Genomic DNA, 16,842 nt, shown 5'->3' with positions numbered 1-16,842 from the left:
ACCATTTTCAATTACCCCTCTTTCCTTTTGTTAATCTAATTTTTTAGTTTAGGAGATAATAACATATATTTATTTTTTTCAATATAAATGTAATAATTTACAGTGTTATTGTAACTTTTAATGTTTTTTTCTATTGATTTTTTAATTTTTAATATTTTAAAAATAATTTTTCCAATTCTATATTCTAATTTATGGTTTGATGTTTTTTAACATAACTAATAAGAGCCACATTGCTTATGCAATGTAGCTCCTGTTAGTTAAAACTTTTTATACTATTTTCTTACTTTCTATAATCCTAATACGTTAATCAATAGTAACCATGCTAAGCCATAATAAGTTACTGCGGCTACCAAGTCGTTTATTGTTGAGATAAGTGGTCCTGACGCTACGGCAGGATCAAATCCAATTTTGTCTAAGATAATAGGAATAATTGTTCCTACAAAACTTGAGATTAACATGGCTAGTGCCAATGCACCACCTATACAACCTGAAATTGCAAATGCACTTCCAATTGCCTGACCTCTTGCAATCCAAATAAACATACCTGTAAATACAACTGCAATAGCGCCTACAATTAATCCGTTACACAAACCAACTCTGATTTCCTTAAACACAAAACCTACCATTTCTTTGAAAGATAGCTCTTCATCCATTAAAACTCGAATTGTAACGGCTAGTGACTGTGTTCCAACATTACCTGACATACCAAGGATAACTGACTGGAAAGTTACAATAATCGGTAGTCCTACAATTACCGTTTCAAACATATTGATAACTGATGAAACAATCATACCAAGCATTAATAAAATTAAAAGCCATGGAACTCTCTTCTTCAGACTTTGTCCTAAAGGCTCCTCCAGTTCTTCTTCTGCAGACAAACCGGCTAACTTAGCATAATCTTCACCCATCTCTTCATCGACTACTTCTACCAAGTCCTGTGAAGTGATTACACCTAAAATATGCATGTCTTTATCTAAAACCGGTATTGAATCTTCTGAGTAATCTTTCAATTCTTCAATACAGTCATCTACTGTTTCGTGGTCATGTACATACGGATACGATGTAGTTACCAAAGACTCTAACTCTACATACTCTCTGGCAACAATTAAGTCTGTTAAATCGATGGCACCATAAAATGTTCCGTCTTCTTTTTTTACATAAAGAGTTGTAATATTATCATTTTCAGCAGCCTGTTCAACCAATCTTTTCATTGCCTGCTTAATAGTTAGGTCTAATGTAAGAGTTACATAATTAGTAGTCATTTTGCTACCAATCTCGTCTTCATCATAAGACTGAATCAGGTCAATGTCTTTCTTTGCATCTTCATCGATTAATTCTATAAGTTCATTACTTGTGTCATCTTCCAATTCATCCAAAATATCAACAGCATCATCAGCCTCCATGCTACCAAGGATTCTAGCTGCAACCTTTGGATCTAATTCCTCTATGAATTCTGCTGGATCATCTATATATGAGAATATATCAGATACTCTGTCTACTCCCAAAATAGAATATAATTTCTTTCTTTCTTCGCTGTCTAAATATTCCAGCGCTGAAGCTATATCGTTTTCGTGATAATCGTCTAACTTGTCAAGCTTAACAGGTGTTGGATCGTCACTTCTAATAATTTTAATAAGTTCTTCTTCGTAGTTTGCTTTTTCAGGAATTTCATACTCTTCCTGATCTAATTTTTCATTAGATTCTTCGTTATTTTCTAATTCTTCTTCGAATTTTTCTTCCACCTTCATATACCTCCATTTAATTAAATTCTAGGACTCTCACCTATTTTTAATAAATACAATTGCGTATATGAGGGAAGTTATCTATAAACACTAAGAACGAAACGGATGATATGCATCAGTATCGTCTATATTGTATTTATCAGTAAAACTTCGCCCACTACTGTCACAATTATCCATTCTGTTCTCCTTCCTTAAAAAATATCAAATCTCTAAACAATATATATTGTAAATAATTTCTTTAAAACAATACTATTATTTGTATTAAAAATTCCTTAAATTGCAAAGTGAAAAAACCTTCACTCGCAAAAGTAAAGGCTTATGGCAGAACCATAAGCCCTCAATAATTACTCTATCATTTGTTGCAACAAAATGTCAACCGATTTTACCCCAATTTAACAATTTCATTGCATATTAATCAACTGTGTGAACCTTAATCATGTTAGTTGTACCTGATTTTCCAAGGGGTACACCAGATGTAATTACTACTACATCATCTTTCTTAACTAAGCCTTTTTTCTTTGCAACTTCCACTGCGTAATCAAAAAGCTCAAGAACGTGTTCCTTCTCCTTAATTAAAACAGGAGTAACTCCCCATGACATATTAAGCTGTCTTACAACTTTTTCTTCAGTGCTGCCTGCAACTATCATACAGTCAGGTCTGAATCTTGAAATCATTCTTGCAGAACGTCCTGATTTAGTAACTGTTAGAATACAGTTTGATTCCAAATCGTACGCTGTCATACATGTAGCATGACAAACAGCTTCTGTAATATCTGTTCTGCTCTTTCTATGATGTTCTAAAAATCTTCTCTTATAGTTAATATCCATTTCTGTTCTCTCAGCAATTCTTGACATTGTCTGAACTGCTTCAATTGGATATTTACCTGCTGCTGTTTCTCCTGATAACATAATGGCACTTGTACCATCATAAATAGCATTGGCAACGTCTGTTGTTTCTGCTCTTGTTGGTCTTGGGTTGTTCATCATTGAATCAAGCATCTGTGTTGCTGTAATAACCTGCTTACCTGCTTCATAAACTTTCTTAATAATCATCTTCTGAATAATTGGAACTTCTTCCTCAGGTAATTCAACACCCATGTCACCACGTGCTACCATAATAGCATCAGCTTCATCTATAATTGAGTCAATATTAATAATTCCTTCACTGTTTTCTATTTTTGCAATGATGTTGACTTTTTCTCCACCATTGTCGTCAAGAACTTTTCTAACTTCCTTAACATCATCAGCTGTTCTTACAAATGATGCTGCAACAAAGTCAATATCCTGACTAATACCAAAAATAATATCGCTCTTATCCTGCTCACTCATATATTCCATGTTAATGTGTACATCAGGAACATTTACACCTTTGTGGTTAGCAATTTTTCCGTCGTTCTTTACTTCGCAGACAATGTCTGTTCCGTCAATCTTCACAACTTCCATTTTTACTAAACCATCATCAATTAAGATAACTGTTCCTTCTTTAACATCCTTATATAAATCAGGATAAGTAATACCTACTCTTTCGTTATTTCCTAAAATATTTTTATCTGCAACTAATGTAAAAGTCTGTCCTGTTACAACGTTTACAACGTCGTTTTCAAAATTGCCTGTTCTAATTTCAGGACCTTTTGTATCTAAAAGAATTGCAATTGGTCTGTCGCACTTCTCTCTTAGTCTCTTAATTCTGTCCATTCTTCCTTTGTGCTCTTCATGTGAACCATGTGAAAAATTGCATCTTGCAACATTCATTCCACTTTTAATTAACCCTTCCAAAATTTCATCACTGTCTGTTGATGGTCCCATTGTACATACAATTTTAGTCTTTCTCATGTTCTGTCATGTAAATATATTGAATATATTTACCTCTCCTTTCCCATTACTATTAGTATAACTTACTTCTCAGTCGTAAAATAAATAGAAATTCCAAATTTCTACACTAAAATATATTTTTCATCTCTCCTAATATAACAATGAAGACAGAATATTACAAGTTAAAATAATGTTAAGCACTATAATTTTATGCAACTTGTTATTTATTGTTTTTATTACATATAACTTTATATGCAAATCCACCTATGGCACTTATTCCTAAAATTACCAATAGTACAATAATCGCCACAATGTACTGTCCCTTACCTAACGCCTGACCACCCATTGCTGATACAATAATTGCCGGAATTCTTGCTATTGTGGAAATAACAAGCCATCTTGAAAGTTTAATATCAGTTACTCCCATAAAATAAGATATTAAATCCTTTGGCATTCCGGGAATCAGAAAAATGATAAATGATAATATATCTCTTTTCCTTTCGTCATGTAAAAATTTTAAATTCTGAATCTTTTCAATTGGAAAAAATGCTTCTATGAATTTAACACCAAACTTTCTTGCAAGCCAAAATACAATTGCACAACCAATAATTGAACCTATTGTACAAAGTATTGTTGCCTCAACTACGCCAAAGGCGTATCCTGCTCCGATTTCCATTGCACCGCCGGGGATAATTGCAATAATAATCTGAAGTGCCATTGCCCCAATGCACACAAGCCAGCTCCACATACCAAAACTCTTAACCCATTCTCTAAAAAGTTCTGCTTCACTAAAGAATTTAATAAATGGTATTGCTATTGCTGCTGACAAGGCAAGGAAAATTAACAAGCCAATAATACTTACTGCTCTTCGTTTTCTTTTTGCTCTTTCGTCATCCTTCTTGGTTCTTGTTTGCTCAAGTTCTTTAACATTTGGGTTGCTAATCTTGTTTTCCATATCTGCTGTTTCTTTCTTTTTGTTACTAGTCATACACGCCTCTTTCCTAATATTGTCTCCTATTTTTCTAAAATAATCTTACGTGACACAATATTATTTTTCTTTTGCAAACTTATTAATTTTATTTTTGTAATTCTTTTCCTTCTTTTATTTTATACTTATTATACTTTTAAGCTTATTTCTACATGGCTACAGTATATCATAATAAAACCTGAATTATTCACTAAGCCATAAATATTAAGAAAATTTTTAACAAATCTTAACATTTTTTTCTATTTATTAACATAGCTCACTTTATAAGCCCATCTTATTGTTATAAAAAAAAGTAGATTAATATGTCCTTAATCATGTAATTACATATTAATCTACTTTTTATGATATTGATTTTTGATTGTTAAAAACCTAATTATTCATCAAATATATTGCTTTGTTTATATTAAAAGAAATATAATAAAACTAAAATACCAAGTATAATTCTATACCAGCCAAATACCTGGAAGTCATGTTTCTTAATATAGCCCATTAAGAATTTTATAACAAGAAGTGATACTACAAAAGCTACCACCATACCCAAGATTAAAACAAATGCCTCATAGCCTGACATTGCAAAACCTAATTTTATCATTTTTAAGGCACTCATTCCAAACATTACAGGCACCGCCAGGAAGAATGTAAATTCTGCCGCAGCCACTCTTGATACACCAATTAATAAAGCACCTATGATTGTGGAGCCTGATCTTGATGTACCCGGTATAATTGATAAAATCTGGAATAAACCAATAATGAACGCTGTCTTGTATGTAATATCTGACAAGCTTCTAATCTTCGGTCTTCTTGTTTTGTTCCATCTTTCAATAATAATAAATGCCACACCATAGAAAATTAATGTAATTGCAATTACAACAGGTGTGTGAAGATGTGCTTCAATAAAATCGTCAAAAGCAATTGTCACAACTGCCCCTGGTATACAGGCAACTACTACCTTAAACCACATTGACCAGACATCTTTTCTAAGAATTGAACCTTTTGGGTTAATTCCGTCACTTTTGTTAGCACTCTTAAATGGCCACATTTTGTTCCAAAATAAAACAACTACAGCAAGAATTGCTCCAAGCTGAATTACAAACATAAACATTTCTTTGAAATTATCGCTTACATTTAACTTGATGAATTCATCAACTAATAGCATATGACCTGTGCTACTAATTGGAAGCCACTCCGTAATACCCTCAACAATTCCAAGGAAAATTACCTTTAATATTTCAATAAAATAAAACATGTCTCTATCCTTTCTGTTTTTACACTCAAGGTTTATTGTATAACAATATATGCATTTTTTCTACTGTTTATTTGCCACTATGCAATAATGTTTTCTTAAACTTTCAATTTTTCCATGAAAGGATTTTTTGAGCGTGTCTTCATTTACCAAGTTCCTATGCAAATACATTTTGTCTAAAGTATCCTTGATTATGGCTCCTATGATTTCCATTACATATTCAAATTCTTCATCACTTTCAACTAGAAGTTTTGTTTTGTCAATTCTTGAAATCATGTCCCCATGAAGGTCTTCCTGGCCGCCTTTGCATTTCTCAAGTGACCTTGTCCAGACCGCCTCGAACACCCAGCTTTCAGAAAAAATCATTTTGATTTGCTTTGCTTTTTTCGTTGTTTCATCAAGAAGCTCACTAATAAAATTATCTACGCATAGAAAAATATCTCCCCCAGACTGTTCAAGTTTATTTCCAAAATTAGAAATTACACTTTTTATATTTTCTTCAATAACGTACAAATATAAATCTTTTTTGTCTTCGAAATACTGATAAAAACTGCCTCGTGGTATTTCTGCGTCCTTGATAATTCTATTAATTGATGCTTCGCTAAAAGTACAATTATAAAATTCTTTCTTTGCTCCCTTTAATATACGATTTCTCTTATCATCAGGAAGCCTAAAAAATGTATCTTTAGGCATTTACTCTTCCTCCTGTGATTTATCTCCATTGCCTGACTGCTGCGTCATTTCCTCAATTAACTCCGCTGCCTCATCAGGTACATCGTCCAGATTTTCATCTCCTAAATCAACTGTTTTAGGCTGTTTTCTATACAACAAGTCATATAAAATCGGAACAATAAACAATGTCATAATTGTTGCATAAAGCAAACCGAAACTTACAACAATTGCCATGCTCTTTTGCATTGCATTACCTGCATCCTGTGAAAATACCATAACACTCATTGAAAGAATTGTTGTAATTGCAGTCATAAGAATTGGGCGCATACGTGTTTTGCCTGTTGCAATTAACGCTGTTCTCTTGTCTACTCCCTGTATTCTTAACTGATTTGCATAATCAACAAACACAATACCGTTGTTTACAACTGTACCCATTAATATCATAAAGCCCATTAATGCCATTGCGGAAATCTGTTTTCCGAAAATCATTAAACCAATCATACCTCCTGTAAATGCTAATGGCACTGTAAATATAATAATGAATGGTGAAAGCAGGCTTTGGAACTGGGCAACCATTACAAGGTATACTAAAATGAATCCTAATAAAATAGCTAACAATAACTGTTTAACCATTTCCATTACCTGTTCTGACTCACCCTGAATTTCCACTGTATAACCGGTTGGTGCCTTGTAATTATCAAGTTTGCTTTGTATCTTTCTTGAAAGTAATGTGGCATTATAGCCGTCTTTTACATCAGCAGTTACTGAAATATAAGTTCTCTGGTTTTCACGTTTTATTGTGTTTAATGCCTCCTGTTCAACTACTGTTGCGTAACGTGAAAGTTTATATTTGTTAATAACATCATTGCCTTCACTGTCTTTTGTTGTTGACTTAATTGTTGTTTTTAAAATATTTTCGTAGTTAGGTTTATTGTTTTCATTTACAACATTTACCTCATAATCTTTTCCCCCCTGGGTAATTGTAATTGAAGTTTTTTCTGTTGTGATTTTTTCTGCCAGCTGCTGATAAATCTGAGCTACTGTCAAGCCGTCATCTGCTGCCTTGTTTTTATTTATTTTCAAATGTAACTGCTTATCCTGAGCTGTTACACCGTTATCAACATTTTCAGTTCCTTTTACAGATGTTATTAACTTCATTATCTGATTACTTGTCTTTAATAACTTCTGCTGGTCATCACCATAAATACGAACTTCGATTCCCTGATTCATCATCTGTGACATACTTCCCATGGCTGATGAAGAAACAGTTAAATTCTCACATTTTATGTTCTTTGTGTTGTTTTCTATTTTCTTGATTATTTTTCTAAACTGACTGGTTGATGTTATGTCATCGTCAGTAATAATCTGGAATGTAAAATTACTGTAGTTGTCAGTGCTACCACCTGTTAAGCCTGAAGTTGCAGTGGCATTTCCATCCATTGCCCCAACTTTATTAATTCCCTTAACTTTAAGAATTGCGTTGGTTACTTCATTAGCTGTCTTGTATGCAGTGTTCTTGTCTACATCTTTGTCTAAAGATAAACTTACGGAAATCTGATTGCTTTCCATATCATCCATCATTACAAGCCCTGTGTTAAATACTTGGACAACACAGATTGCTAATAAAATAATTGCTAATGCTAAAGGTATTAACTTGTGGTTTAAACACTTATCCAAAAGTCTACCATAAGCATTCTGGAATTTATCAAACCACTTGTGGTTTTGTTTTTTGGTTTTCTTTAAAACTGTGGCACTAATTGTTGGAACTACAGTTAAAGCTACAATTAATGAGGCTACTAATGCGTATGTCATTGTAAATGCAAAAGGCATTAATAACTGACCCACAGTTCCTTTTACATAAATCATTGGCAAGAATACACAAATTGTTGTAAGTGTAGAAGATACAATTGGGGCTGCAACCTGCTTTGCTCCCTGAACTGCCGCTCTTGGGGCTGACAGACCTCTGTTTCTTAATCGGTAAACATTTTCCATTACAACAATGGAGTTATCTACCAACATACCAATACCTATGCAAAGTCCTGCAAGTGACATTACGTTCAATGTTATTCCTGTAAAATACATTACAATAATTGCGCAGACAACACTAAACGGAATACTAAAGGCAACTATTACCGTTGGCTTAACATCTTTTAAGAATAAAGCAAGGACTATAATTGCAAGGATTGCTCCTAATAACATGCTTTGTAAAACTGTGTTTACGATAACGCTTATATACTCACTTTGGTCCATTAAAGATGTACATGATAAGCCTTTGTATTTGCCTTCCATTGTCTTAAAAGCTGATTTAATATTTCCTGCCACTTCACTTGTGTTAGCTGTACTTGACTTATAAATTGCAAGAAGAACTGCTGCTCTGCCGTTGATTTTTGAATAACTCTCGCCTGAATTGTCAACAACAGTTATGTCTGCAACATCAGATAATTTAATTTCTCCAATGCCTGCAACTTTTGTAAGAACCATTGATTTTAACTGTTTTTTGTTCTCATAGTTATCACCAACATCTACAAGCCACTGGTTGTCTGATTTGTCGTCAATGTAACCTGCAGGCATTGAGAAGTTTTGCGCAGTGATTAACTGTGATAATGTGTCAATGCTAAGTAAGGCATCAATGTTTGAATTCTCAATAGCAGCTTCTCTGGAATCATTTAACTTGTCTTTTGATTCCTGTAATTTTTCCTTTGCGTTTTTTAATTCAGTTTCTGCTGAGGAAATCTTTGCCTGACCGGCGCCAAATCCTGCTGCTGCAGAATAGCCACCTGAAATAGCTGTGGACTGTTTCTTATCCATGCCTTGCATTTGCTTATCTATTTGCTTAATTGCCATTTTCATGGCTGTTATTTCAGTTTTTAAATTAGCAAGTTCTGTGTCTATTTGAGGAAGTCTGACTTTTACTACATTGTAAACCTGTTTTATCTGCTTATATGAAAGGTCTTTAACCTGATTCTTGTAGCCTAAATTTGCAAGCCATTTTATAAACTTATTAAATTCTGACTTGTTGTTTACAGCATCTTCAAGATTTTTCGGAATAGTGATTCCTGCCATTTTTGCCGGCTGTTCTAATTGAGTATTAAAAGTTGCAAACATTGTATCTATCTTAGTGTAGGCATCTTCTAATTTTGCGTCAGTGTATGCTTTCTTTTCAGCTTCTAATGCGCTTTTGCTTGCTTTTAAACTATTAAGATTTGCCTGGTATGCCACTTTGGTTGCCTGTGCCTGTGATAGTTTTACCTGTGCATCAGCCAACTGTTTATTTGTACTTTTCTGTGTGCTGTTTAACTTGTTCTTCTGAGTAGCTAACTGACTTTCTCCATCTTTGATTTGCTTTTCTGCTTTTTCAATTTCTTTGCCTGCATCAGTTAGTTTGTCATTTGTTTTTCCAAGAATCTTATCGTTAATCTTGTCAATTTTATTCTGATTTAATTTTACCTCTATGGAGTCTGTTGTAAGTCCCATTGGTGTTATACTTGCAACGCCCTCCTGTCTTTCAAGGTAAGGTTGTAAAGTATTGGTTGTAAAATCAGACAACTCCTTGATGTCTTTTCCTTTGTAGTCAATACCTGCATACATAGTTGCCATCATATCCATGCTTACTTCCATTAAGTTAGGTTTGCCACAGCCATCAGGCAAATTAATTGTCTCGATTTTTTGGGAAACTCTTACTAATGTTGAGTCCATATCTGTTCCATCTGCAAACTGAAGCATAATCATGCTGTAGTTGTTTGCTGAGTTGCTAATTACTTTTTCAACGCCACTAACAGTTCCCAATGTACTTTCCATTGGTTCTGTTATATCACTTTCTACCTTGTTTGGTGATGCACCGGGTTCTGTAGTAATGACCATAAGATATGGTACTTCCATGTTGGGCATCAAGTCTGTGTTCATGTTGCCGAGGCTTACGCCACCTATGATTAGGATTATGATTACGGCCACTAGAACGAAGTATGGTTTTTTTACAAAAAACTTAGTCATGTGTTTTCCTTTCTGCTCCTATAAAATTGAGTTATCCCCAGTGGAAAATGTACATTAAAAATATGCATTCACATAAAATTGGGTTATTCCGGTGGGAAATGTACATTAAAAGTATGCATCCACATAAAATTGGGTTATTCCCAGTGGGAAAATATATGTATTACGAAAGCACGCTCCCGCTGCCTTCAGCTCGTAGCGGTTATATAAAGCCGACTTTGCTGCCTTTATTAACCGACGGCTTCAGAGCACTTTCTTTAATACATATATTTTCTCACTGGGATATACAAATTCGTATGGGGAGTATAATGTCTTAATATGTATATGTTCGCCTTGGAATTGCATATTCGCATGGGGAGTATAATGTTTGTTGTATGATATGTTGTCATATGGTATTGTATATGACAGGGTGTCATAAGTCAACTTGTTTTTCAACTATTTTCTTCTTGTACCATAGTGCATCCATAGTGAAACGTTTCTTATTAAATAAAAGAAAACAAGGCGGGGCAATGTTTTTTGCTCTGTCTTGTTTCCTTATTTTATCTTATTTATTTTTTGATTATTACTATGTATAATTTGTTTATTTAGCTTCTCTTGTTTATGCATAGTTTGTTCATCTCTTCTGTTACTGTGTTTACTTACTTGTATTCTGTCTGTTTTATCTTTCTTTTTATTTTAATTTAAAGCTCATAAATACGGGCTGGTGGTCTGAGTATTTGAAGCCATTGTCTTTGATTGTGTAATCTGTCATTTGAACGTTGTCGGATATGATGAACCCGTCTAATATACATGTAAAAGTCTTTCCTTTGATGTATTCCATATCCGTATTTCTGTTGGATGGTGCAAGGCTATCGTATTTGCCTTTTGACAGTTGGTCCATTGCAAAGCTTAATTCCTTTGGCATTTTACTTCGTGGAAATGGATATGCCCAGCCTTCGTGTTCTGCATTATCGTTTTCGTCCAGTTTTAAGTTGTGATTAAAGTCGCCACCACATATAACGTAATTGCCTTTTTGGCGTTCTTCCTTCATATCGTTAAAAAGCATTGAAGTCTGACCTTCTCGGATTTCGTCGCTATTTCCGTAAGCAGACATATGAACACTGTACACTACAAGTTCCTTTCCACCGTCTGCAGGAATACGGCTTACACTATAGCATCTGTCCAAATCCAATATTTTTGAAAAAGAAGTTGAAATTGGAAAGCTTCTTCTTACTGCTGATGTAATCAAATATTTTGAGTAAAAGGCAATTCCTGAATATGACTTTCCGATAGGTTCATTAAATGGATAAAATAAATATGCTGAATCGTAATTTACGGCAAAGTCTTCGTAATAATTTGCGAATTTTTCTGTTATTAAATTTTCCTGATTAACGTGATAGCTTCTGGTAGATTTTCTGTCTACTTCCTGAAAAATCATAAAATCAGGCTTTTCTTCCATAGCATAATCTGCCGCACCGTTAATTGCGTCAATGCCTGACTGTTTGCTAAAACATCTTGAATATTTTCCGCCATCCATAAAGAAACTGTAAGTTGGAGTGTAAGCTCCAAATCCAACATTATATGTTCCTATTTTGTATTCTTTATTTTTTGTCAGTTTGCTTGTGTCTAACGTTTTGACATTTTTGCTTTCACCGGTCTCACTACTATTTGCATTCTGAGATGACGCTGGTTTGTTAATTGATAATTTCTGCTTGTCCGGTATTCTGTGGTAAGTTCCGAAAACATATGCCACGTAGCCTAAAACAATTATCAGAAAAAGTGCCACTATGCTTACAAGGGTTGCAACCACTTTCTTTTTAGTAGACCATTTTTTCTTTTCTCTTTTGTTACTCATTTCTTCTCCTTTTGTCGCGTCTTTATTTTTTATGATACTAAACTCCATAAACTTTTTCTACTAGTTAATTTTTTAATCTTACATTTAATTTTTGTATTAGCGAATCTTTAATAAATTTTGCATTTAGTTTTTTGTATTTACTTTATTTTGTTTTTTTTAAGTAGACTTTCTTCCCTATCTATAAACATAACAAGAAATGCTAAAATTAATAATATGGCACTTACAAGGATTGCCCTCTTGCCAAGAATCTCAATAAAGCCGTTACTAATTATTGCGCCTACTATAAAGCAGCCTATAATTCCAAAATATAAAATTCCATTTAGCAATTTTTGTCTGTCTTTTGACTTGGTGAAGTCGCACATATTCTGGGTAGCGCTTCTTAAATTACCGATACACATTGTTGTGGCGATGCCTTTACCATGAATTTTTCTGAAGCTTTCAACCTGTATTCCGCAGGCAAGGGATGTTAAACTGTTTGCTAAAAGATTTAATGATAATGGTACAAATGATACCCCTATTAAAATTATTGCCTCATACAATACCGACCACTGTCTCCAATGAAGTTTCCTTGTTGTTTTCATTCTTACAACGTCAGCCAACATTATGCCTATTGTAAAAGCTAAAATTGGGCAGAAATAATATATTGCCTTATGAAAATTTCCCACAGAAAGGTTTACACCAAACAGAAGCATATTTCCTGTTTGGGCATTTGCAAAGACTTCTCCTCTTTCAATATATGAGTAAGCATCCATCATACCACCTGAAATTGCGAGCAATGCTCCTAACTCAATGGATTCTGATATTTGTTTTGCCTTTATCATTTTGTAATCACCTCAGTTTTAATATTTTTATACTTTATTTTTATTTGTTATTGTACTTTGTTTTTATGCTTTAAATATCATACTTTCTTTTTTATAAAAGTGTAATTTTATATTTTGCTTTTTTATAATTTATTTATATCTTTTACTTTTTTATAATTTCCTTCATCTATTATATACTTTAAGAAGATAATTTCAAGAAATAGTATGTACTCAGATAATTCTTCAATAACCTTCATTTAGTAATTGAACTTTATAAATTTCTTTTGTGCGAAAGTGCATTGTTGTGGAACATTTTTATATAATAAACAATTTTCCATTACACAAAAAACTCTACAGGAAATTTTTTCAAATCTCCCGTAGAGTTTTTATTTAACTTTTTATCAACTTAAGTTTTTATTCATTTAAGTTCTTATTTAACTTTTTTACTTTAGCTGAATATGAGCCGTACACTTTTGCTCCAGTTACTTTCTTAAACTTAATAGAAATTTTCTTCTTACCAGCTTTGTTTGAAATAATCTTGGACTTGCCTGATTTGTATATTTTTACCAATCGATTTCCGCCATGGCATCATCTACACCTTCAGCATAATCCTCATCATTGTCATATCGGTCGTAATCATAGTCTCCATCATCATAAATATCATCATAGCCATCATCATAGGCATCTTCACTTGAATCATATTGTATACGTTTATGGTATTTGTAAACCTTGTTGTCGCTGGTAGTTTCCTGAGTATAGTCTGAATCATCGTCATACTCATTGTCATCACTATTGTAGTTGTTGTAGTTGTTGTAATTGTTGTAATCATTGTTACTATGGGATCCATCTGTGTTATCTGAATACGCACTAGTTGTGGTTGTGACTGTTCCTGAGTGATATGTATCACTATAATCATTGTCATCACTAATCAAATGCCATCTGCAATAATTTGTTCCTTCAACTACCTTTTCGGTACATCCTTCTTCAATACATTTTGGTTCAAAATATCCTATAATTTTATCTCTTTGAGCAATAGTGAATAATGCAAGGATAATAACAGTTATTATAGTTGTTTTCATATACTTGTTCATTTTCTTCATAACGGTACCTCCTGAAATTGAGTTTTTCATAAGTAACTAATTGGCTTCTATGCTGAAATTTTCATTGTTTCAGTTAAATCTATTTTTTCCATTTCTTCTAAATTTTCCTTACAAATATCTGCCATGTTCTGACAATCAATGTACATTGTCATATTGTAAAGTAAATCCAGCTCGTGTTCTTTCTGCTTCTGCAGCTGCTTAAGATTTCTTAAATCCTTGTATACTTTATAGCCCTCTGTCACGTTATATTTACTATCCTCTATGTAATCTGTTTCATCTGCTATCTGGTCTGCAGATTCATGTAAGAGAGTTGGTTCTGCTGTATCTTCCGCTGAATTCATTTGTTCATTCGGAGTTACATCTGTTATCTCTTCTACTAAATTCATTTGTTCATTTGAGGTTGCTTCTTCTGTCTCTTCTACCGGTGAAATTAAATAAAAATGAGATTTCCTTCCTACTGAGGTTCTTGAATTAGCATCTTTCAAAGTAAATATCTCTGCCTCTTCCCGTCCTGATGCAACGACAAGCTGGTCCGATTTATTTGTTCGATAATAATTACCACTGTAGTCCATTATGTAAAAAAAACTGTTTGTTCCAATCATAATAAAACCTCATAACCCAATGTAGTTTAGAATGTAAAAGTTAAGATGTGCCGCTAGAAATGTGTGAATTTACATTCTTGCTGGGGAATTTTCCCTGTTTTGTTGTAGTTGTTTTTTCCTTGTTATTCACTCTAGGACAAAGTTAATTCTAGTCAAAATCATAATCGTCTGCTTCTAACCCAGCTTCTTCCAATGCCTCTGCTCTTTCATCAGAATCCATAAACTCTAACTCATCAGCATCAAGTCCTGCCAGCATGGCATCAGTCTTAAAATCATCATTTGCGTCATCTTCAAAGTCTCCAGCATCTCCAAATAATGCCTCATGTTCTTCCCTGCTGGAACAAATCATCTCTTGTGCAAACATCATTTCTGTACCATCTATTTCACCATCACCATTTAAATCCATCCAATTTCTCATCACTATACCTCCTCGCTTCTATTATTCTCTTTAAGATATGTTTATTTATTTTTATCTGTTTTTTCTTCTATCCAATGCTCTTATTGTTCCTTCTAACTTTATAGAATCTTCCACTGTCCATTTCTTTCCCGAGCCAATACATTCTCCCATTGCACTTCCGTATATTGCTGCTCTGTTTGTTTTCTTATTTTTGTTAAAAGCATTGCCTGCTCCTAAAGCTGCTCCAACAATTGCATCTTTGTCTCCGAATAATCCCATAAGTACCACCTTTCCGTTCCTTAAGAACTAAATCTTAATTTTTTTTACCTTGGTTCCTTTACTCTCATTCTAGCAAATAGATTGTCCTATAAATGGGACTTATGGCAGAAAAGTATTGAAATTTAATTGCAATTTAAACTGCTAGTTTTTCCATGCTACTACTTTTGCAAACTAGCAGTTACTTTTGCAACCAATTTTTATATTTATTCGAAACTACAAGGTTCTATCTACCATATTTTAGTAGAAATTATAAATCATTCAAACCAAATGTGGTATATGTGGTCGTCCTTAATCTACATATTAGTAGAAATTATTAACTCAATCTTATTATATATATATAACGTTATGTCAATTTATTTTTATAATTACTTCTACCACTCATCACTTTCATCGTAATCCGAATCCCAATCTTCTTCCATCAGCTCTTCACTTTCATCATCTTCTTCATCGTCGTCATCATCAAATTCACTATCCATATCCTCATCAAATTCATCATCCTCATCCTGGTAGTCATCTTCATCATCCATTAATAGCCCCAGTTCCATTGCTCTTTCCCAAGCATTTAATTTTCCGTCTCTGTTAAAGTCAAACATCTTATCTAAAGGTCCATCCGCTTTTCCGTTCCAAAATCCCATAATTTGCCTCCTTTATAGCTGCAATTTTTTTCTTTTTCCTTTTATGCTTTTATTTTCTCATATTCACTGTCCCTTTTTCAGGACTCGATTCCGTTATTTTTTACTTTATCGAACTATAAAATAGAATCTTTTTCATTTTGTTTTTTATTAAATTACACCATTATATTCTCTTTTTTTTATATGTAATACTTGGGAACAGCGTAAGTTAGGAGAAGTGTTTAAAGAATACTCTGAAAAGAACCATACGGAGCTGCCGGCTCTTACTATTATTCAGGGTGGAGGAACAGTTAAAAGAGAAGAATCTGACCGGAATTTAATGTATGATGAATCTAATTTGTCTAATTATAAAATGGTGCGGAAAGATGACTTCATAGTGCATCTTCGTTCCTTTGAAGGAGGACTTGAAAAATCATTGTTAGATGGCATTATAAGCCCTGCATATCATACATTTCATAGTGATGTAGCAGATTCAAGATTCTATTATCCATACTTTCGTTCTCATGAATTTATAAAGCATAAATTAGTACCACATGTATATGGGATAAGAGATGGAAGAAGTATAGATATTGCTGGAATGAAGACTATTGAAATTCCGTATACATCAATAGAAGAACAGAGAAAAATAGGAGACTATTTGGAGTCTCTTGACCACCTTATCACCCTTCATCAGCGTAAGTATTTTATAATATATAATAATTTAATAACTTGGGAACAGCGTAAGTTGTCGGATGTAACAGAAAGTATAAAGAAT

15 protein-coding genes are annotated in these 16,842 nt (G+C 33.4%); 1 reads left to right on the top strand and 14 read right to left on the bottom strand.

From position 1 onward, the window contains the following. Positions 1–287 precede the first annotated feature (287 nt). From mgtE to DW006_RS11320, 14 genes are all read right to left on the bottom strand, one after another. On the bottom strand, positions 288–1,742 hold the full coding sequence (gene mgtE, locus DW006_RS11380) for a magnesium transporter (protein ID WP_347475139.1): 1,455 nt from the start codon (positions 1,740–1,742) through the stop codon (positions 288–290). Positions 1,743–2,153: 411 nt separating this feature from the next. After that, positions 2,154–3,575 (bottom strand): pyruvate kinase, encoded by a 1,422-nt coding sequence (gene pyk, locus DW006_RS11375; protein WP_118000717.1) that lies wholly within the window; start codon positions 3,573–3,575, stop codon positions 2,154–2,156. A gap of 199 nt (positions 3,576–3,774) precedes the next feature. Next, a complete protein-coding gene (locus DW006_RS11370) occupies positions 3,775–4,542 on the bottom strand; it encodes a TVP38/TMEM64 family protein (RefSeq protein WP_118000715.1) in 768 nt (255 codons plus the stop codon). Between the two features lie 403 nt (positions 4,543–4,945). After that, positions 4,946–5,788, bottom strand: coding sequence for an undecaprenyl-diphosphate phosphatase (locus DW006_RS11365; protein WP_118000713.1), 843 nt, complete (start codon positions 5,786–5,788; stop codon positions 4,946–4,948). A 60-nt stretch (positions 5,789–5,848) separates the two neighbouring features. After that, positions 5,849–6,478 (bottom strand): TetR family transcriptional regulator, encoded by a 630-nt coding sequence (locus DW006_RS11360; RefSeq protein WP_118000711.1) that lies wholly within the window; start codon positions 6,476–6,478, stop codon positions 5,849–5,851. Next, the gene (locus tag DW006_RS11355) at positions 6,479–10,447 is read right to left on the bottom strand and encodes an efflux RND transporter permease subunit (protein WP_118000709.1); all 3,969 of its coding nucleotides are present in this window, start codon (positions 10,445–10,447) and stop codon (positions 6,479–6,481) included. 667 nt (positions 10,448–11,114) lie between these two features. Further along, positions 11,115–12,278, bottom strand: coding sequence for an endonuclease/exonuclease/phosphatase family protein (locus DW006_RS11350; protein WP_118000707.1), 1,164 nt, complete (start codon positions 12,276–12,278; stop codon positions 11,115–11,117). A gap of 137 nt (positions 12,279–12,415) precedes the next feature. After that, positions 12,416–13,099: a YoaK family protein gene (locus tag DW006_RS11345; protein WP_118000705.1), complete on the bottom strand. Its 684-nt coding sequence runs from the start codon at positions 13,097–13,099 to the stop codon at positions 12,416–12,418. Between the two features lie 393 nt (positions 13,100–13,492). After that, positions 13,493–13,648 (bottom strand): hypothetical protein, encoded by a 156-nt coding sequence (locus tag DW006_RS12115; protein WP_158561133.1) that lies wholly within the window; start codon positions 13,646–13,648, stop codon positions 13,493–13,495. Continuing rightward, positions 13,642–14,178: a hypothetical protein gene (locus DW006_RS11340; protein WP_118000703.1), complete on the bottom strand. Its 537-nt coding sequence runs from the start codon at positions 14,176–14,178 to the stop codon at positions 13,642–13,644. The genes DW006_RS12115 and DW006_RS11340 overlap by 7 nt, the downstream gene beginning before the upstream one ends. A 47-nt stretch (positions 14,179–14,225) precedes the next feature. Continuing rightward, positions 14,226–14,780: a hypothetical protein gene (locus tag DW006_RS11335; RefSeq protein ID WP_118000701.1), complete on the bottom strand. Its 555-nt coding sequence runs from the start codon at positions 14,778–14,780 to the stop codon at positions 14,226–14,228. Positions 14,781–14,928: 148 nt separating this feature from the next. Continuing rightward, a complete protein-coding gene (locus DW006_RS12185) occupies positions 14,929–15,198 on the bottom strand; it encodes a uroporphyrin-III methyltransferase (RefSeq protein WP_199521914.1) in 270 nt (89 codons plus the stop codon). 51 nt (positions 15,199–15,249) lie between these two features. Then, positions 15,250–15,456, bottom strand: a complete 207-nt coding sequence (locus DW006_RS11325; RefSeq protein ID WP_118000699.1) for a hypothetical protein — start codon at positions 15,454–15,456, stop codon at positions 15,250–15,252. Positions 15,457–15,827: 371 nt separating this feature from the next. Then, positions 15,828–16,091 carry a hypothetical protein gene (locus tag DW006_RS11320; protein ID WP_118000697.1) on the bottom strand — a complete coding sequence of 88 codons (264 nt, stop codon included), beginning with the start codon at positions 16,089–16,091 and terminating at the stop codon, positions 15,828–15,830. A 151-nt stretch (positions 16,092–16,242) separates the two neighbouring features. Here DW006_RS11320 and DW006_RS11315 point away from each other — a divergent pair. Further along, positions 16,243–16,842: restriction endonuclease subunit S (locus DW006_RS11315; protein ID WP_347475141.1), on the top strand; the 600-nt coding region annotated here is incomplete at its 3' end.

The organism is Eubacterium sp. AF36-5BH, from assembly GCF_003460505.1.
GTDB lineage: Bacteria > Bacillota > Clostridia > Lachnospirales > Lachnospiraceae > Eubacterium_G.
This window is presented reverse-complemented; position numbering and strand designations above follow the sequence as displayed.

What these genes read in the sequence shown, in the direction of transcription:
- pyk (WP_118000717.1), bottom strand. Translation starts at nt 3,575, where the DNA reads ATGAGAAAGACTAAAATTGTATGTACAATGGGACCATCAACAGACAGT.
- DW006_RS11370 (WP_118000715.1), bottom strand. Translation starts at nt 4,542, where the DNA reads ATGACTAGTAACAAAAAGAAAGAAACAGCAGATATGGAAAACAAGATT.
- DW006_RS11365 (WP_118000713.1), bottom strand. Translation starts at nt 5,788, where the DNA reads ATGTTTTATTTTATTGAAATATTAAAGGTAATTTTCCTTGGAATTGTT.
- DW006_RS11360 (WP_118000711.1), bottom strand. Translation starts at nt 6,478, where the DNA reads ATGCCTAAAGATACATTTTTTAGGCTTCCTGATGATAAGAGAAATCGT.
- DW006_RS11355 (WP_118000709.1), bottom strand. Translation starts at nt 10,447, where the DNA reads ATGACTAAGTTTTTTGTAAAAAAACCATACTTCGTTCTAGTGGCCGTA.
- DW006_RS11350 (WP_118000707.1), bottom strand. Translation starts at nt 12,278, where the DNA reads ATGAGTAACAAAAGAGAAAAGAAAAAATGGTCTACTAAAAAGAAAGTG.
- DW006_RS11345 (WP_118000705.1), bottom strand. Translation starts at nt 13,099, where the DNA reads ATGATAAAGGCAAAACAAATATCAGAATCCATTGAGTTAGGAGCATTG.
- DW006_RS11340 (WP_118000703.1), bottom strand. Translation starts at nt 14,178, where the DNA reads ATGAAGAAAATGAACAAGTATATGAAAACAACTATAATAACTGTTATT.
- DW006_RS11335 (WP_118000701.1), bottom strand. Translation starts at nt 14,780, where the DNA reads ATGATTGGAACAAACAGTTTTTTTTACATAATGGACTACAGTGGTAAT.
- DW006_RS12185 (WP_199521914.1), bottom strand. Translation starts at nt 15,198, where the DNA reads ATGAGAAATTGGATGGATTTAAATGGTGATGGTGAAATAGATGGTACA.
- DW006_RS11325 (WP_118000699.1), bottom strand. Translation starts at nt 15,456, where the DNA reads ATGGGATTATTCGGAGACAAAGATGCAATTGTTGGAGCAGCTTTAGGA.
- DW006_RS11320 (WP_118000697.1), bottom strand. Translation starts at nt 16,091, where the DNA reads ATGGGATTTTGGAACGGAAAAGCGGATGGACCTTTAGATAAGATGTTT.